Genomic DNA, 18,347 nt, shown 5'->3' with positions numbered 1-18,347 from the left:
CTACGAGGACTGAATGAATAGGTTGTCACGTATGCGAACCCGGGGTCTTCAAACTCTCTCAGTCCTGAGTCCTTGGTCTTCGGCCGTGGCTTTATCGCTGCTCTTGCTGGCCGGATGCGGCTATCAGTTTCGTGTCGAAGGAGCCGGCCCTACAATCGGCGGAACCTCTGCTCCCGCCTCATCAGAGCCGCCGCCACGCCTGGTGATCAGAACGTTGCAGAATATGAGTTTCGAACCCAACCTGGAAACACGCTATACGAATTATTTGCGGCATGAATTTTCATCGGGGAGTGGTGCTCAGATCGTCTCCGAATCGGAAGCCGCGGACTTGGTGCTTACAGGTCAAATCCTGTCGGTCAACGTTCCAACGCTGAGCTTTACTCAGACGACGACCCTCGAAAGTCGGACAGAGGTCATCGTCCTCGTGAAAGTTGAGGAGACGCGTACGAAGAAAGTGGTATGGATGCAAACGGCCAAGGGAGCGTCGGAATTTTTTGTGACGACGGATCTTCAATTTAATCGAGCGCTCCAGAATCGTGCTTTGGAGCAAGCAGGACGGTTCATCGCCGCAGACTTGGCGTCTCGCTTTCTGTTGCAGATAGAGTCGGGCAAACTCTCTAAACCCACACCGACTCCGGCTCCGACTACGACAGGGATCAATTAGGACGAGCGGGCCAATGCCATCGACTGTCACGCCGACTCAATTTCAGGCCTCGCTCAAGCAGGGTGCCGTCGCTCCATTGTACCTCGTCGTTGGCGAGGACGATCTTCTGCGGGATACGACGGTAGCCGCGCTCAAGACCGCGGTGCTTGGAGAAGGTGGAGATACGTTCAACTGCGATGTTTTCTACGGAGATGAAGCCAGCGGAGCAGACATTGTGGCCTGTGCTTCGGAGGTGGCGGTATTTGCACTTCGACGACTCGTTGTGGTGAAGGCGGCTGATAAATTACCTGCACGGGAATGTGAGGCGTTGTTGCCATATCTTCAGACGCCTAATGACATGACCGCCCTCCTATTCGCCGCGCCTAAGATGGACGGCCGCCTGAAGTTTACGCAGACGCTTGCGCGCGTTGCCGTTTCAGTCGATTGTTCGACTCCGTCTGATGCGCAGTTGACTCCGTGGCTCAAAGAGGATGCCGCGCGTGTGGGGGTTCGGCTCAGCGATGACGCGCTGCAGATGCTCAAAGAAACCTGTGGAGGATCACTCTATTCGGCGCGCCGCGAGTTGGAGAAGTTGGCGGCCTATGTTTCGTCCGAACGAGCCGCGACAGCCAACGACGTGGAGACGTTACGCGGAATCGAACCTGGTGCATCGGTGTTCGATTTAGCGATAGCGATCGGGGTGCGCGATCGCGGGCGTGTCATGGGCATCCTGGCACGAAACCTCGAAGCGGGCGAGGCTCCGCTGCGAATGTTGGGCTCGCTCGCGTGGCAATATCGCCGTATTTGGAAGGTCAAAGATCTCCTGAAACAGGGGGGGCGTGAATCCGAAGCGGCCCGGATGCTCCGGATGGACCCCTATAAGATCCGCACCTTTCTGGGGCAGTTTTCCGAGTCCCACTTGAGTAAGGCGCTTGGGTGGTTTCTGGAAGTTGACGCAAAACTCAAAGGAGGAAGCGGAGGAAAACCAGCTCGGATAGTTGAACAACTCTTGCTGAGGCTCTGTGATCGTGCCCCGGGCGAGGGTCGCGCTTCATCATCGGCTGGTTCTCAGCCGAAAGAGGCAATACGGACGAAGCTAGTATCCAATATCCGGACGATTACGAGCGGGAAGCGGTCAAAGCATTGACCCGAAGAGTGAGGCGGGAAATCCGGCGAGACGCTGTGTTTGCTTTGAGTACGCCTTTCGTCACAGCCTTACTCAGTGCCGATGTCGCTTCGCGCAATGAAGCCTTGGCCTCATTAATTTTGTTTTCGGCTACGGCAGTTTGGAGCTTCTTCACAAGCCCCTTCACGGCACTTAATGTAGCGCGATTGCGCTCCTGACGTTTTTCCGCTTGGCGAGCTCGACGAATTGTCGACTTGTGGATAACAGGCATTGCACGCTCCTATACAAAAGAGGAGCGAATTTGTACCATAGGGCCGATTGAGGCGTCAAGATAAGTCTCCCTCAGAAAGGAATCACCAGTGTCGAAAATCGCCGCACGTGACCGCCTGATCCTGGCCCTCGACGTGCCGTCCAGTGTCGAAGCAGATCGATTGTTGGATCATGTCCATGACCAGATCGGTTTCGTCAAAATTGGTCTGGAGCTCTACACGGCTGCTGGTCCGGACATGGTGAAGCGTGTGATCGATCGTGGGAAACGCGTCTTTTTGGATCTCAAGTTTCTGGACATCGAGGAAACCGTTCGTCGCGCTACCACACGCGTCGCGGCCATGGGAGTGGAGTTCCTGACTGTGCACGCAAATCGCAAAGCTCTCGCAGCAGCCGTACAGGGCCGGGGAAACTCGAGCCTCAAACTCCTCGCCGTCACAGTACTCACGAATTTTGACAGTCAGGACTTGCGTGACATGGGCATTCAGCACAGCGTGCAAGAACTGGTCAGTGCTCGAGCATTGCTGGCTTCAGAGGTCGGATGCGACGGGGTTGTGGCCTCGGGTGAGGAAGCCGGTGTGCTTCGTCCCAAAGTCGGGCCTCGCTTCTTGATCGTCACGCCTGGAGTCCGTCCAGCCGGGAAGGGCGTGGATGATCATGCCCGGGTGACGACGCCGACCCAAACGATCGCCGCCGGGGCGGACTATCTGGTCATCGGTCGTCCCATCAGGGATGCGGCAGATCCCGCCGCTGCGGCAGCGGCTATTCTTTCGGAGATGCAAGCGGCTTTCGACGCACGGGGCTGATGATCCAGCCGTGGTTGCGGGCCTTCTCCGCTCTTTGCTAAGATTCCCTCGCAAGCGTTTTCACTCCGACTTCTCTTAGTGGTGGGTGTAGCTCAAGGGTAGAGCGCCTGACTGTGGCTCAGGAGGCTGCGGGTTCGAAGCCCGTCACTCACCCCAAGTGCTCCTTCGAACAACTCGTGTGGTTTGATACCAACTCTGAGTGGAGGCTAGGGTTGCGCCGATGTCGGAAGTTCGGCGTTCGGCGGGGATGGACGGTTTGAGCCGTTCGGACGTTCTAGTTTCTCCAGGACTTCCTGCTTGATTCTGGTGGGTTCCTCGATCCGGTTTTCCCGCTGCAACGTACTCAACTCGGCGGACTTGCGAGCATTGAGTTCGACCATGTCGATCTCATTTTTGACCAGCTGAGGGGTTAAAAACACTAACAGATTCAGTTTTTGTGTCTGGTTGGATTGAGATCGGAAGAGCCACCCTATTAGGGGAATGTCACCGAAGAATGGAACTTTGTTCTCGGTCAGCAGTACATTATCCCGGACGAGTCCCCCGATCACGAGCGTCTGCCCACTTTTGGCGATCGCGGTGGTTTCCATTGAGCGTTTGGTAAGGGTGGGCCCGACCGGTACGCTTGACGTTCCTGTGCCGATCGTCTGCGCCGTGCCAGCCTCAATTGCAGAGATCTCCTGTTTGATCTCGAGGCGAATGAGATCGTCTTCCAAGACCTGTGGGCTCAATTCCAACGTCACCCCGACGTCTTTGCGCTCGATCGTCACGAGGGTTCCCCCAGTAATGCCTTGTGCCTGTCCGGTTGGGAACGGGACATTCTCGCCAACCACAATCTTGGCTTTCTGATTGTCGGCCGCGAGGACCTGCGGGGTCGAGAGCACGTTGGTATCCGTGAGGCTCATCAGCAATTGCAAGAATCCGCGAACGTTGACGGTGTTTAGGATCGATATGGTTCCGCCGGTCGCAGCGCCAGCAGCGGCAACAGCGCCAGTACCAAGGATGGTTTGTGCCAGGGTCGAGGCGTTTTCGGGGGCAAGATTGAATCCAGCAATTCCTTGAAGAGAACCGCTTTTCCCAGCCGCGATGACCTGCAGTGGGTCGCTGCCAATCTGTTTGAGCCGGTCCACTTCGACTTCGAGGATGACCGCTTCGACAAACACTTGGTTACGTCTGGTGTCCAAGCCTTGGATTACTGATTGCAACTTGGCATAGGCGGTTTTAGTCGCGCTGATGATGAGAGAATTCGTCGGCTTGTCAGCGAATACTTGCACCGGCGCCTCGAACTCCGTCAAAGGCCGCATAGGCGGTCGTGCGCCGGGCGCGGCCTGCGCGACGGTCTGCGAACGGGCGACCAAATTGGTCAAGACGGCCGCAAGATCAGTCGCATTAGCGTGTTTGAGTTTGTAAACAAAGACCGCGCGCTCCGGAGGAAGCTCTCCCATCGGAACGATTTGATAGACAGCACCCTTCGGGACCACTGCGAGGCGGCTCACTTCAAGAGCAGAGACAAACATGGCATACGCCTGATCTGGCGTAACTTTCGTCGGAGAGAACACGGAGATCTTTCCCCCGGTTTTCTTCACCGTGTCGTCCAGTACGAAATTCTTCCCAGTAAGCTCGCTGATGAAGCGGACAAAAACGGGAAGCTCGACGTCATTGAAATCCAGCGCCACCCGCCCAATGGATACTGGAGTGACCTCCGCCGAAAGCAGACAAGGCGGCAGCAAGCCTACACAGGCCACCAGGCAAGCAACGGCGAGTCTGCGACTCAAGACAGGGTTCATCGAGAGGTAACCTCTAGGGCATGCAGCCGAGAAATATGCCTCACTGTCAGACTTCGTTCTTGAATGAGGAATGACGGTACCACATGCCTCTTAGCTGATACAACCGCACTCAGGGCCTCACGATTCTTGGCGCTCTCGTTCAATTTTGGCGAAATCGGACGGTCTGCTCCCAGGTCATCGGCGTCTAACCAGCTAAAAATAAAGGATTATTTTTCTTCGGTTAGAACTTGCAATGGCATTGGGCTTGCACCCGTCTGTCCCGTTTCACCCCCGTAAAGAACCAGTTAAGAATTTGCGAAGTTGCGTGGAACCCGCATCGTGCCTGAAATACCCAGAACTGCGGCGTTCCGTGACTGAAAGATCTGCTAAAGTTGTAACGTGCGGACTGACAAAAAATCCTTCATAAAATCCGACAAAAAGAACCCTTCCAGGGGGCACAAGCGAGGTGTTGTCGGGTACAGTAAAAAGAGCGCGTTACTCGAGGACGCCATCACCCAGATGAACGCCGGCAAGTATGGCCGGTCTTCTGCGGCTCTCAAGGAACTTCTTGCGCTCGACCCTCATAACACCGAGGCTCGGCGACTTTTTGCCACACTCCATCTTCGACTCGGCAGCCTTGTCACTGCGCGGCAGGCCTTCGAATCGCTCGCACGCGAAGCGATCGAGCGGCAGGATTACTGGCTGGCCGAGTCTCTATTACGGGAGTATTTGGCCGCGGGCCCCCGCTGTGTCCCCTTTCTCGAACTTCTGGCGCACGTCTTCGAAGGGAAGGGTGATGCCATGGCTGCGGTGGCTGAGCTTGGTAAGGCCATCGACATTCTCGTTGAGGATCCGGACCCGGACAGCCCTCAAAAACCTGGACAGCTTTATGCCAAGATCCGGGAAGTCGCGCCGGCTAGTCCCGTGGCCTTTCGTTTGGCCTCGATGTTCGACATTCAAACCGGCGAATTTCTCAGATCCCCTGTCAACCCAGCAGCTCAACAACCCGTTCAAGACCATACTCCTCCCAGTTCGGAAGGAGCGGTGCCGTCTCGTCCTGTCGAATCGAACACAGAGGTCATGCCGTGGGAACAACCTGGTGAGTCTCAGGCAGTCACGACTTCTTTGTCCACATCGTCTCCATTCTCTGTTAATCCAGAAGAAAGTCAGTTCGAGGCAACGTCCGTTCCTCCAGTCGAATCAGACATCCAATACTCGAGTGACGGCCAATCTCTTGAGGCGCTTAGTCCATCCCAACCCGTGACTGATGAACCGGGACTGACCGCAAGTGCCGTACCTGAATCCCTCTCCGAGAATGAGGCTGCAACAACCGATGGCCTCTCGACCTTGTCACCATCGGACGAGTCCATACAAATTCCGCCTCTGTCCGATCAGCCTGAGGCTCTCCCTTCAGAACAAGCCCCGATCACGTCAGCTTCATCATCACTAACCTCGCCTATGCCGTGGGAACAGGTGGAAGAAACCACCATCCCCATTGCAGATTCCGAACCGCCAGCTTCTGTGACCACTGAACAGGGCTCTATCCTTGCACAGAATAGCGAAACAGACGTTATCTTGACGAGCTCGATTCAGCCAGAGCCGGCGGCAGCTCCTGTGATAACCACTGACCCATCCGAGGGATCTTCGATTGGAGAGCAGGCAACGGTCCAAGCAGCCGCTGAGATTTCCGTTGAGCCTTCGACTCCCGCAACTCCTGCAGAGTCTGACTCGCCTTCGTCCGCTCCATTTTCCTGGGAGGCTATTTTCCAGAAGGCTTGGGCGTTCTCGACAAAATCATCGTCGGATGAAATTCTGTCGTCTGCAGCTCCGAGTGCTGGCACTTCTGCGGTCAAGGACCCGCCGACCGAATCGAACAGCATCGAACCCACAACGATGCCCGAGATCCAAACGTCAACTACTCCATCCCGAACAAGTTTGGAGCCGACATTCCTCTTGCGTGAGTCCGGATCAACACAGGAAGTGGCCCCGCCATCCGTATCAGAGCCGCTGTCTGTTCAAGAACCGGAGCCAGTGACTCCGGTTTGGGAAGCAGCGGCTCCCCCTATTCAGTTATCGCCGGAACCCGAGTTGCAGACAGCAGCGCCCACGGAAGCTCTGGATGTCGCCTCCGCCCATTCGGAAGAACGCGTCATAGTTGAACCGGTGCCGGTGCAGGAAGACTATCAGCCGCCACCCGACTTGGAAGAGACGACTCCTCCAACCACTATCATTCCCCCGGAGCACGCAGTCTCATCCGTCGTCCAAGAAACCACTCTACGAAAATCGCTGCCACAGGAGGCCGAAGCGGCGTCAGAGGAGTTGGTGTCGGAGACTTCGACAGACCCGGCGTTGCCCCCTCCAACGGAACCTCTGTCCCATTGGAGCACCGGGGAAGTGGCTGTCCAGCACCACCGTCCCTCCCGAAAAAGGCGGCGGTGGGAAAAAGAGATCACCGAGCCTCGAGCTCCCGAGTCAGTCCCAGCGCCGTCGATTGATGCACCTCAGGAAACGGTTACAGAGCCAGTCGATGAAACAGTCGCTCAATTACCCGAAGCTGTCTCGACACCTTCGGCCCCGATCACTCCGGAGGCAGACACGAGGCCCGACTGGATTCGTGAGAGCGAATCCATCACATTTGTTCGGCAAGAGCCTCAATCTCCCGTCGCTTGGGATGAGGGTCCCAGCGAATTCACGGCCTCAAAGCCGGAACCAGAGCCAGTTGTCTCAGCGGCAGCGTCCGCTGTTGATGTGTTGTTCGAATCAACGGGAAAAAGAAGCCAGGTCCGTACCTACGACCGATTGGCCACGTCGAGACCACGTCCTCGCTTTATAGCCCGTCTGCACCGGTTACGAATCGGGCTTGTGTCGTTCGTCTATTCCTGTTTTGCCACCACGCGTTCCATCATCATTTCACTCCTGACGCTCGTCGTCGTCTGCGCAGTGATGGCGATGGGGGGAGTCGTCGCTACCGAAGTGGCATGGAGAGTCATGGAACAACCTCCAAGCGAGACGTATGTGAATTTAACTACAGGTCCTCAGCGCTCGAGCACGGACGGAAAGAAGAACGGTTATTTTCTCCTCTTGGGATTCGAGGCTCCCCGGGGCCGAGACGCGATCCAAGCGGGATACGAGCGGAAAGCCGGAGATAATGACCTTCCTGCCGCGCGTGTGTGTTTCAAAGACGAAGATGAAGCGAGGAGTCTTGCCACTGCGAGCGCTTCGTCCAGCGTGATGAAAGGTTGGTTGAAGAGTTCAGACCCGGCTGCAAGGTTTAAGGGACAAGCGGACTCGATTCGTTCCTGGGCAGCTCAAGAATCGACGGCACTCGGTCGGTATCAACAGTGGCTCAAACTGCCGTTCGAGGATTGGGGATTCGGAGAGATTGTTAGCCCTAATTGTCCCCATATTCTTCTGACTCACCGTCTCTACCTCGCCGAAGGGTTCGGTCAGGACCTGGCCACCGGCCTTGAACGTTTGGAGACGGACATGGAAGCGTGGCGTTCGGTCCTGGTTCAATCTAAAACCCTCATGATCAAGATGCTCGCCGCCGATGCTGTGTTGGATGATGTCGCGATTGCCTCAGGATTATTGATCAGGCCTGATCTCGACGATGCATCAATCAGCCGTCTGGGGAAAGTTGTCCGCCCGCTTGATCAGGCTGAACTCTCCGTCCGATGGCCGATGCAGAGTTACTTCACGTGGGCCACAAAAACGGTGAAAACAGCATTGAAACAGGATCGGACGGAGGAACGTCCTCTCCACGTATCCTTTGCAGCAGCCATGTCTCTTCCCGTTCAACGACGAGCCAACGACTATGCCAATTATTATGAGGCTGCGAATCGAGCGGTTGCGGAAGGTCGATATCTGAGCTTGCCGAAGATGTCCGGCTTCATTCGAACCGAGCCAACGAGTACCATGGACTATCTGATCAATCCTATCGAACATGTCATCGGAATCGAACCGCTTCCTTCGTGGGATCCCTACATTGGGCGTATGGTAGAGACGGATGCCCAGCTTCGTCTGGCGAGCCTACAGGTGTGGATCAGGCGAGGCCCACAGGAGGGAGCATTTCTCACTCGATTGGCGAAAGCCGGTCAATCGCACTATGATCCCTTCACCGGTCTTCCTATGCTGGTCAATTCACAGAAGGGTCTGATGTATAGCGTCGGGCGAGATGGAAAAGACCAAGAAGGCGATCCGGCCCACGATGTGGTTGCGATAATTCCGCCGAGCCGATCCGAAGCAGGCGGATCTTCCCGAACCGCATCCGTCTCTAGGGCAAAATAACCCTTTGAGCCCTCTCTGATTCGGTCAGCCTCCCAAGCAGCCTCGCCAGCCCACTCCTGTCAACCGCAAGCCCGTTCTAGCGTTATCGCTAAACAAGGGATGAAGGAGATGGTCCCGTGTGTGAACGGATATTTCCCGAGGATGACTATTTTCCTCAGCCCAATCGACTTGACCGTACATGAGATTAGGTCAACAATGACTCGGTACGAGGAAAACCGAGCGACACTGCGAGCATAAGGAATACGCATGTCGGCGACGGTGTATGAGCTTGCTTCACTTGAGTTTTCTCGCGGGCTCTGTCTCGGTGGGAGGAGCGCAATCCTAGATCGAAACCAGGCCCTGGATCGGTTTCTAGCCGGAGTCGAACGTCGAGCGTTTCGCATGGCGCAGGTTGCCACCGGCGATGCCGATGAAGCGATGGATCTCGTTCAGGACTCGATGTTGAAGTTGGTCCAGCAGTATGGTGGACGTAAGGAAGTCGAATGGGGTCCGCTGTTCCATACAATTTTGCAGAGCCGGATTCGCGACTGGTACAGGAGAGCAAAGGTTCGGAACCGTTGGCGAGCCTGGTTAAGCCGGCGTGAGGATGACACCGAGCAGGACGATCCGCTCGAATCCGTGGCGGACACTGGTAGTTTGCTGGGCGATGAACAGCTCGCCCGGAAGCGTGCTATGGCCGCACTCGATCAAGCCTTAAGAACCCTGCCGTTCCGGCAACAACAAGCGTTCATCTTGCGGGCGTGGGAAGAGCTGGACGTTGCGCAAACAGCAGCAGCCATGCGATGTTCAGAGGGGAGCGTCAAGACCCATTATTTTCGTGCCGTGCGCGCACTGCGTCAACTGTTGGGAGAACACTGGCCGTGAACACCGATTACAATAAGGACGATGAGCGGTTTGTTGCGGGAGCCAAGCAGCTCCTAGACCGCAGTGTCGAAGATCTCGATGTGGCCGTCACACGGCGCCTCCAGCGTGCACGAATTCAGGCACTCGATGCGAGGCCGGTTCGCAGCCGATGGAGAGTCTGGGTCGGCGGACTCGCGATGACGGCTATCGGAGCACTCTCGTTCTCCATGTGGCTTGTGCAGCCAGCCCATGAGCGGCCTCATACACTGGCGCTCGACGACATGGAGTTGATTACCTCCGCTGAGAACGTCGACCTTGCAGAAGATCTTGAGTTCTACCATTGGCTGGCTGATGCCGACACGACGGGGTAGATGGACGCTGGTAGCACTGGGAACGATGGGGTTACTCATCAACCAGGTACAAGCCGCGCCGCGCGATGCTGCTTCGCCACCGGACACGGATTTTTTGGAGTTTCTCGGTTCCTGGCATACCGGCGACGACAAATGGATCGATCCCTTTCAGGTGGACGACTCGCCCGCGCTCGAGGCAAATGAACCAGCACCAGCACCAACGCCGACCCAAAGAGATTCTCCTGATCAATCCAGATCAAAACGATTGGAGCAGGAACCATCCGCGAGCGAGAGTCAACCGGCTTCCCCACCTCCACGGAGGGAAGTGACGCCATGAAGTCGGTGCTAATGATCATGATCATCCTTGCAGCCCTCAGCGGAACGGCCTGGGCTCAGTCCGATGTCGCAGGGGTTCCCTGGAGCCAATTAGGCCAGGATGAGCAACAGCTTCTTCAGCGGTTCAGTGGAACGTGGGATCAGTTGCCCCCGGAACGGCAGCAGCGGCTTCTGAACGGGGCGCGGCAATGGCAGAATATGAATCCTCAAGAGCGTGAGGAGGCTCACCAGCGTTTTCAGCAGTGGCAGCAATTGTCGCCGGATCAGCAGCAGCGTCTTCGTGAGCGATTCCAGAGGTTTCGCCAGCTTCCTCCCGAACAGCGGGAGGCCATCCGTAACGCCCGCCAGTGGTTTCGCTCTTTACCACCCGAGCAGCGTCAAGAGATGCGAGACCGGTGGCGCAACATGAGTCAGGCGGAAAGACGTGAATTCCGCCGGCAGCTTCGCAAGGAGTATGGTGGTGGAAACAACCGACCGTTGCCTAACGACGGTCCCCGGCAACCTCACCCCCCTCGCTCAACCCGCTAGTCGGCATTCCGACCTCAGGCTTGTCGACCGCTCCGCATTTCATGAGTCGCTTGCTTGACACGTCGAGCGGCATTCCACAGAATCTCCCAGGACTAACCTCTGCGAAGGGAGATCGGGATGGCTGCTGGCGCATCATGGGGAATCAAGCGAGGGTTCAGGCGGGCCAGTATCTCGGCCGGGCCCGTTCCAACGCAGATCGTCTCCAACGAAGAGTTTGCTCCGCTCCCTCAGACCCAGGATCAGGCCCGTGTCGAAGTAGCCGTTTCTATGCTGAGCCACCAGGCTGCGATGCGACTTGGGGTCAGCCGGCGGGACTTTCTCCGAACGTCCGGCGGGATGGCTGCCGCGCTGATAGCGATGAATTCCGTGTTCGGTCGTTTCTTCGATGTGTTCGAGAGTGAACTTTTTGAACCGTCGGCTTTTGCCGAACGACAAGGCTCGCCGTACTTCATCTTCGACGTACAAACACACTACGTCGGCTCACACTTCGATCCGACGGATGCCGAGGACAAAAGAAAAGGCGCTGTCTCCAAATCAGGACTCCTTGCGTTGCGACGCCGTATCCGTGAGGCAGGACTCAATCCAAAGCTGGCGGCAGATCGAGGGACGATCGACGATCTCTCATGGCAGAACTTTGTGAAAGAAGTGTTCTTGGATAGCGAAACGTCGATCGGCCTCATCAGTACACCGCCGGGCCCCTATCCTCAGGAGGCCGTTGTTCCCCCGAGCGAGATGGCGCACATTCGCGACGAAGTGAACCGCGTTGCCGGGTCGCAACGGATGCTTGCACACGGGCTGGCCACGCCACAGCTCGGTCCAGCCGACCTAGAGTTCATGGCGATGCAAGCGGAGACGCTGAAGATCGATGCCTGGAAGTGTTACACCGGTTCGTGCCCGACAGGGTTCGAGCACGGTTGGTGGATGGACGATGAACAGATTGCCTATCCGATGTTGGAGCAAGCCAGGAAACTGAACGTCAGGCGGGTCTGTGTTCACAAGGGCTTGCCGCTCGGGCCGGTCCCCGCTTACAACCATCCCAAGGATCTCATCCAAGCGGCCAAGGACTTTCCCGACATGGACTTCCTTGTCTATCACTCAGGGCTAAAAAGTGCGGCGTCTGTGGACGATATTTTTGCCAAGACGGGAGAGATTCCCTGGACGACAGAATTCTGTCGCATGAAGAAGGGCGAGCCAAAGATCCAGAATATCTATATGGAACTGGGATCAACGTTCGGTCAACTGGTGACGACATCTCCCATGATTTGCGCCCATCTGCTCGGGCAGATCATTGAGACATTCGGCGTAGACCACGTCCTCTGGGGCACCGATTCCATCTGGTACGGAACCCCGCAGTGGCAGATCGAAGCATTTCGGCGCTTCCAGATCCCGGATCAGCTTGTCGAGAAGCATCATTACCGATCGCTCACGCGCGAGGTAAAGGAGCAGATATTCGGGTTAAATGCAGCTCGCGTGTTTCGGGTTGACGTCACGACGAAACGGACCGAGGTGCCTAAAGATTATCTCGGCAAAATCAGGATGAGCTATCTGCAAGAGGGGCCGGAACCGAGTCACAGGCTGTACGGATGGGTGAGATGAAATGGGAACGAGGGATGGTTCGCTGTCCCTTTTTAGTCAGGCGAACGGGAGACCAAGCTCATGAAGAGTGAAATTTTGTATCCTGGGGCGTTCCCCATGGTGCGTGTCGAACTTGCGGCGGGAGAACATATCAAGGCGGAGTCGGGCGCCATGGTGTCGGCATCACCGACCATTGATATCGAAAGTAAAATGGAAGGAGGTTTTCTAGGAGCCCTATCACGCAAGTTACTCACGGGTGAAAAATTCTTCTTTCAAACGCTGAAAGCAAGCCGAGGGCCAGGTGAAGTCCTGCTGGCGCCGACGGTCCCTGGGGAGATCGTGGTTTTGGAACTCGATGGAGTGAACGAATACCTGGTTCAAAAGGATGGGTTTCTGGCTGGTGCCGAGACGGTGAAAATCGAGAGCCAAATGCAAAGCTTCAGTCGGGGACTGTTGGGAGGCGAAGGGTTTTTCATCCTGAAGATCAGCGGGACCGGACAGTTGATTCTGAACAGCTTTGGCGCGATCCACAAAATTGAATTGAAACCAGAGCAGGAATATATCGTGGACAATAGCCATCTCGTAGCCTGGTCATCGACCACTTCCTACAACATTGAGCGAGCGGCTGCAGGCTGGGTGGCGAGCTTCACCTCGGGCGAGGGGTTTGTCTGTCGCTTCCATGGTCCAGGCGTCGTGTATATCCAAAGCCGCAACCCGGGGGGCTTTGGAGCCTGGATTCGGCAATTTATCCCCGTTTCCGAGTGATGACTCGCGTCATTCGTCAAACGTCAATGGTCAATCGTAGACTCTGGAAACAGAGCGCGACAGAACTTTATCGTCCTCCAATGACGATTGACGTGTGACGACTTCTTATGACCTTTCAAGCCAACGCCCTCTGCTTCGGTGCTGACTTTCCCGCGACCGGTGTGCCCTGTCACGTCGAAGTCTCATCGCGCGGCCTCATGTTCAAGATCCAAGACCACCCACTCCAACCTGATGAGGCCACGGTGCCCTTCTCGTCGCTGACATTGTCCTCTGGCGGACTCGATCATGATCAACTGGTGGTGAAATGGGGAAAGGGACAATCGACTCGGACGCTGTACACAAAGGACGCGGTCCTTATCAGGGCATTTCGAGAAGCGGCGCCGCCCGAACTGACCCATCACTTTGAAGCCGCGGCGACCAAGGTTCGGCAGGCTCGCACCCACCGACGGAGGATGTGGGGGATTGTTGTCGGCTCGCTGGGAGCGATCGCGCTGCTTCTCTGGCTGGGTTCCGATTGGCTCGTCGATTTCGCGGTGAGTCGCATTCCCGTGGAGTGGGAACAGAAACTCGGGGAATCGGCCTATCGCGATTTTCTCGCAAAACAGGACGTGCTCAAAGAAGGGCCGGCCGTTGTTGCGGTCAACGAAATGACCCAACGACTGACAAACCAAGTGGTCGACAATCCGTACGCGTTTGAGATCACGGTCGTGAAGAGCGACGTGGTCAATGCCTTTGCATTGCCGGGCGGCTATATCGTCGTCTTTACAGGTCTTATGAAAAAGGCCGAGAGCGGCGAAGAAGTCGCTGGCGTGCTCAGCCACGAATTCAATCACGTCTTGCAGCGACACGGCCTTGAGCGCATCGTGAAAACGCTAGGCCTTATGGCGGTCGTGACAATCCTTGTCGGCGATCCGCAGGGGTTAGCAGGCCTGATGAAACAGGTCGGTCTCGAACTGGTGACGCTGAAGTTCGGCCGGGCACAGGAAATTGAAGCCGACCTGAAAGGGGTGCAACTTCTTCAACGGGCGAAGATCGATCCAGACGGCATGATTCGATTCTTTGAGCGACTGTCGGAAAAAGACCAGGGCCGAATGGAATGGCTCTCGACGCATCCGATGAGTACGGTCCGTGCCGAACGGCTCAAGGCCGAACTGACATCTCTGCCAAAGATGGCCCCGGAGCCGTTTACGTTCGATTGGAAGCAGATTCAAGAGTCCTTGGGTGTTCAACCGGTCGCCGCGCCATGAAGCAACGCGAAGCCGTTCGCATCGGAGTCATTGCCGATACGCATGGACTCTATGATCCAGCGGTCCGTGAACATTTTTCTGGCGTAGTGGCGATTGTGCACGCGGGAGACATCGGTGATCGAGCAGTGATTCAGTCCCTCAAAAGGATTGCTCCGGTGGTCGCCGTATCGGGGAACGTTGACGAGTATGAGCGGAGCGGATTTCCTCGACAGATCGTGATCCGTCGCAGTGGCAAGACTATCGCTGTGCGCCACGTGCTGTTTGAAAAAGGAAAACTAACGGAAGACGCGACAAGGTGGCTGAATGAGGAGCAGCCAGATGTGTGTATCTTCGGCCATAGCCATCGTCCGACGATCGAACGGTACGGGCGCACACTCCTCTTCAACCCAGGATCGGCCGGCCCTCGACGGTTTACCCTTCCTCGGGCGATCGGGATTCTGACGATTACCGGCGATTGTGTCGTTCCGGCGCACGTCCAACTGGATAACAAGCCAAGAGGTGGAGACAAAGAGAAGGAGAAGCGGTCTGTAATTGCAGCGAATTCTTCACGAAGTGGGGGAAGAAGTATATGATCGATCCGAGACAGAGGTTCAACCCGTTTAGCGTGACGGACAATGTCATGGGAAAGAGGAGGACGGCATGAAGCTCGTCGCGATGGTTGTTCTGACACTCGTTTTCATCAGCACGTCTATCTCTCAAGCTCTCGCCATGAATCCTGACAACGGACCAGGATGCGGTCTCGGCAAGCTGGCGTGGTCGGATTTTAAGCGGCCCAAGAATATTGGTCCACAAGTGCTTATGGCGACGACCAACGGCACCTTCGGCAGCCAGACGTTCGGGATCTCCACCGGCACGTCCGGTTGCACGAACGACGGAAAAGTGTGGGCGGAGGAACGGGCCGATGTGTTTGTCGCCGCAACCTTCGACAGTCTCACGGCCGAAATGGCTAAAGGAGAAGGAGAGCATTTGGCGTCGTTGGCGACGATGATGGGTGTGCCGGCAGAGCAGCATCCGCAGTTTTTTGCTCTGGCTCAAGCACGGTATCAGGAACTCGTTCGTGCAGGAGACACTTCACCGGCGGCGATGATCAAAGCGCTCAGCGCTGCGATGGTCAACCACCAAGTGCTCGCGCAAGTCATCGCGACTCACTAGCGTGCCTCTGCGGAAAAGTTTTGCAAATTTTTTTCTAGCAATCTGCTCAGGGTTGAGTATAATCAGCTAGTCGATCGACGAGCATGTCTCAGCGCACTTCACCTTACTTTATAGGAGGAGGTTTATGTTGAAGAAACTGTTCATGCTTTCAGTGGCGGTGCTGTTTGTCGGGACGCAGGTTGGTCTCGCGATGGCGGCCAATCCGGATACAGGACCAGGCTGCGGCCTTGGCAAGCTTGCCTGGAGCGATTATAAGGGACAGAAGGAAATCGCACCACAAGTGATGATGGCGACCACCAACGGTACCTTCGGCAGTAATACCTTCGGGATCAGCAGCGGAACCTCCGGCTGCACCAATGACGGCAAGGTCATGGGCGACAGCAAGACGATCATGTTCGCTGAATTGAACTTCGACAACTTGTCACAAGAAATGGCCCAGGGCCAGGGTGAACACCTTGCCTCACTGGCGACTCTGATGGGCATTCCAGCTGAACACCAAGGCGCTTTCTTTGCGATGACACAGGAGCGCTACACCTCTCTGGTGAAAGCTGGCGAAACGTCCCCGGTGGCGATGGTCAAGGCATTGAATGAGGCTGTGGCGGGCAATCCGGTCCTCGCCAAAGCTTCTGCTCAATAAGTCAATCTCAGAGGCCCTGGCCTTTATGGGCCAGGGCCTTTTCTGTCTTCGCCCGCCCACCTTGGTACTGCCAATCATTTCTGCTTTTGTGTTCCTCTTTGTCGTTAGCTGGGTGAGCGCCGAAGAACTGCCGGCGAGACCATACCTCGAACATCTTCAAGACCAAGCTCGATCACTCCGCTTGGCTGACGAACGAGAGTGGCGTCTTCTCCTTCACTATCGTCCCCGCCTCTTTGGTGGATATGAGAGCGAGCAGGATGATCCGGGATTTTTTATGTCTCCGAAGGGGAAGACCGACCCTCAGGCTGAGCTCGATGCCACGCTGGCTCAGTTCTTTTCAAAGGACCTCGTCGGGAGGTCAAAGCAACCGGCGCAATGCGCCTTCATCGCCCGCTATCATTGGTTGAAGGAACGGCTAGCCTTTGATGACGCACGCCTTCCGCCCGTCGCGTGCGAGCGGTTCGATCGGTGGTATGCTGACTTCGAGGTCCGGTCGGTTACACTCATCTTTCCATCCGCATTCATGAACAATCCAGCCTCCATGTTCGGCCACACACTGCTTCGGGTCGACCAAAGGGGCCAGACCGAACAGACACGCATCCTAGCCTACACGATCAACTATGCCGCTGATGTACCGACAGATTCCGGAATCGCCTATCCGATTAAGGGCATCTTCGGCTTCTACAAGGGCTATTTCTCGACCATTCCCTACTATCTCAAAGTTCAGGAATACCGAGACATCGAGAATCGTGACATCTGGGAATATCGACTTAACTTCACGGAAGTTCAGTTGCGACGGTTCCTGATGCATGCGTGGGAACTCGGCAATGCCTATTTCGACTATTTTTTCTTCAAAGAGAACTGCTCCTACCATCTCCTGGCATTGCTGGAGTATGCCAACCCCTCGCTCCATCTCACCGATCAGTTCACCTTCTGGACCGTCCCGGCTGACACCGTGCGACTCATCGCCGCCCAACCTGGTCTGGTCAGCGACATCGCCTATCGTCCTTCGCGCAGCACGATGATCCGGCGGAAGCGCGAATCGTTACCAGCGAAAGAGCGGAACCTCTCCGCACGGATCGCGACAAATGTCTCGGAGATCACGTCTCGAGAATTTACCGATTTGAGCCAGGTACGGCAGGCGTTTCTCCTGGACCTGGCGTCGGATTATCTGAGGTACCGAATCGAGACAATCGATTCGCCTCCGCAGGAACTCAAAGACCGCAATCGGGCGGTGCTGACGGCGCGCAGTCAACTCCGCATTCCCTCTGAACCCTTCTCGGTCGTTCCGTTCGCCCAACAACCGGAACTTGGTCACAAGACCTCACGGGCCACTTTGGGAGCCGGATGGAGGAACAATGATACGTTCGAAGAATTCACCGTGCGAGCGGGGTATCACGACCTGCTCGATCCGGAAATCGGGTACACCCCGGACGCGCAAATTGAGTTGGCCTCGATCAGCCTGCGTCACTACAACCGCGTCGATCAGACCAGGATCGAGCGGGCAACTTTTGCCAATGTCTTGTCGCTTTCGCCGATAGATGCGTTGTTCCATGCACCGTCCTGGAAGGTCAATGTGGGAATGAACACAATTCGATTCGGCGATTGTCAGCTCTGCAGTAACGGTGTGGCCAATGGTGGCATCGGCGCAGCGGTAGAATCTCACTGGCTGAAACGGGAGGTCTTCTTCGCCTTCGCGGAGGCAGAGGCTAATTACAGCCATGCCTATGAAGAAAACCATCGTGTCGGCGGCGGGGGATCCGTCGGGTTATTGGCGGATCTGACCGACCGATGGAAGCTGATGGCGTCCGGATCATACTTGCGCTACGCCTTGGGCGATAAGTCGGATGATATCCGTTGGTTTGTCGGTCAACGTTATACGTTGAGCCAGAATTGGGCGCTCCGTATCGAATACAACCACCGCGACCACGATAATGACGTGATGTTTTCGGTGCAGGCGTATTTTTAACGGAGACGCGCGCAACTGAATATGCCGGCCCCTCGTTTCCATGTATGCCAGCG

The 18,347-nt window shown here is 56.2% G+C and carries 17 protein-coding genes and 1 tRNA gene; 16 read left to right on the top strand and 2 right to left on the bottom strand.

The window, feature by feature from the left end; translation table 11 throughout:
• Positions 1-13 precede the first annotated feature (13 nt).
• Positions 14-664, top strand: coding sequence for an LPS assembly lipoprotein LptE (lptE, locus tag VEI50_07380; GenBank protein HXX74934.1), 651 nt, complete (start codon positions 14-16; stop codon positions 662-664).
• A gap of 13 nt (positions 665-677) precedes the next feature.
• On the top strand, positions 678-1,790 hold the full coding sequence (gene holA, locus VEI50_07375; GenBank protein ID HXX74933.1) for a DNA polymerase III subunit delta: 1,113 nt from the start codon (positions 678-680) through the stop codon (positions 1,788-1,790).
• Here holA and rpsT read toward each other — a convergent pair.
• Entirely contained in the window at positions 1,762-2,040 is a 279-nt protein-coding gene (rpsT, locus tag VEI50_07370; protein HXX74932.1) for a 30S ribosomal protein S20, read from the bottom strand. The two genes, holA and rpsT, sit on opposite strands and share 29 nt — an antisense overlap.
• 88 nt (positions 2,041-2,128) lie before the next feature.
• Here rpsT and pyrF point away from each other — a divergent pair, with 88 nt between their 5' ends.
• Both pyrF and VEI50_07360 read left to right on the top strand, forming a co-directional pair.
• Positions 2,129-2,842 (top strand): orotidine-5'-phosphate decarboxylase, encoded by a 714-nt coding sequence (gene pyrF, locus VEI50_07365; protein HXX74931.1) that lies wholly within the window; start codon positions 2,129-2,131, stop codon positions 2,840-2,842.
• Between the two features lie 81 nt (positions 2,843-2,923).
• Positions 2,924-2,998, top strand: a tRNA-His gene (locus VEI50_07360).
• Positions 2,999-3,048: 50 nt separating this feature from the next.
• On the opposite strand, the gene VEI50_07355 is transcribed toward VEI50_07360, so the two are convergent.
• The gene (locus VEI50_07355) at positions 3,049-4,626 is read right to left on the bottom strand and encodes a secretin N-terminal domain-containing protein (protein ID HXX74930.1); all 1,578 of its coding nucleotides are present in this window, start codon (positions 4,624-4,626) and stop codon (positions 3,049-3,051) included.
• A gap of 378 nt (positions 4,627-5,004) precedes the next feature.
• On the opposite strand from VEI50_07355, the gene VEI50_07350 reads away from it, so the two are divergent.
• The 12 genes from VEI50_07350 (at position 5,005) to VEI50_07295 (ending at position 18,294) form a co-directional block, all read left to right on the top strand.
• Positions 5,005-8,892 (top strand): tetratricopeptide repeat protein, encoded by a 3,888-nt coding sequence (locus VEI50_07350; GenBank protein ID HXX74929.1) that lies wholly within the window; start codon positions 5,005-5,007, stop codon positions 8,890-8,892.
• 246 nt (positions 8,893-9,138) lie between these two features.
• Positions 9,139-9,756, top strand: coding sequence for an RNA polymerase sigma factor (locus tag VEI50_07345; protein ID HXX74928.1), 618 nt, complete (start codon positions 9,139-9,141; stop codon positions 9,754-9,756).
• Positions 9,753-10,106 (top strand): DUF3619 family protein, encoded by a 354-nt coding sequence (locus tag VEI50_07340; GenBank protein HXX74927.1) that lies wholly within the window; start codon positions 9,753-9,755, stop codon positions 10,104-10,106. Before VEI50_07345 ends, VEI50_07340 begins: the two co-directional genes overlap by 4 nt.
• Positions 10,087-10,422, top strand: a complete 336-nt coding sequence (locus VEI50_07335) for a hypothetical protein (GenBank protein HXX74926.1) — start codon at positions 10,087-10,089, stop codon at positions 10,420-10,422. Before VEI50_07340 ends, VEI50_07335 begins: the two co-directional genes overlap by 20 nt.
• A complete protein-coding gene (locus tag VEI50_07330; protein ID HXX74925.1) occupies positions 10,419-10,949 on the top strand; it encodes a DUF3106 domain-containing protein in 531 nt (176 codons plus the stop codon). Before VEI50_07335 ends, VEI50_07330 begins: the two co-directional genes overlap by 4 nt.
• A gap of 117 nt (positions 10,950-11,066) precedes the next feature.
• Positions 11,067-12,545, top strand: a complete 1,479-nt coding sequence (locus VEI50_07325; protein HXX74924.1) for an amidohydrolase family protein — start codon at positions 11,067-11,069, stop codon at positions 12,543-12,545.
• A 60-nt stretch (positions 12,546-12,605) separates the two neighbouring features.
• A complete protein-coding gene (locus VEI50_07320) occupies positions 12,606-13,289 on the top strand; it encodes a TIGR00266 family protein (protein HXX74923.1) in 684 nt (227 codons plus the stop codon).
• Between the two features lie 107 nt (positions 13,290-13,396).
• Positions 13,397-14,536 carry a M48 family metallopeptidase gene (locus tag VEI50_07315; protein HXX74922.1) on the top strand — a complete coding sequence of 380 codons (1,140 nt, stop codon included), beginning with the start codon at positions 13,397-13,399 and terminating at the stop codon, positions 14,534-14,536.
• Positions 14,533-15,108, top strand: coding sequence for a metallophosphoesterase family protein (locus tag VEI50_07310; GenBank protein ID HXX74921.1), 576 nt, complete (start codon positions 14,533-14,535; stop codon positions 15,106-15,108). Before VEI50_07315 ends, VEI50_07310 begins: the two co-directional genes overlap by 4 nt.
• A 67-nt stretch (positions 15,109-15,175) precedes the next feature.
• Positions 15,176-15,688, top strand: coding sequence for a DUF3015 domain-containing protein (locus VEI50_07305; GenBank protein ID HXX74920.1), 513 nt, complete (start codon positions 15,176-15,178; stop codon positions 15,686-15,688).
• 124 nt (positions 15,689-15,812) lie between these two features.
• Positions 15,813-16,325 (top strand): DUF3015 domain-containing protein, encoded by a 513-nt coding sequence (locus VEI50_07300; GenBank protein HXX74919.1) that lies wholly within the window; start codon positions 15,813-15,815, stop codon positions 16,323-16,325.
• 25 nt (positions 16,326-16,350) lie between these two features.
• Positions 16,351-18,294 carry a DUF4105 domain-containing protein gene (locus VEI50_07295; GenBank protein HXX74918.1) on the top strand — a complete coding sequence of 648 codons (1,944 nt, stop codon included), beginning with the start codon at positions 16,351-16,353 and terminating at the stop codon, positions 18,292-18,294.
• Positions 18,295-18,347: the final 53 nt, after the last annotated feature.

It is taken from the genome of Nitrospiraceae bacterium (assembly GCA_035623075.1).
Classification (GTDB): domain Bacteria; phylum Nitrospirota; class Nitrospiria; order Nitrospirales; family Nitrospiraceae; genus DASPUC01.
The sequence above is the reverse complement of the archived record's forward strand: the minus strand, read 5'-3'. Positions and strand labels throughout refer to the sequence as shown.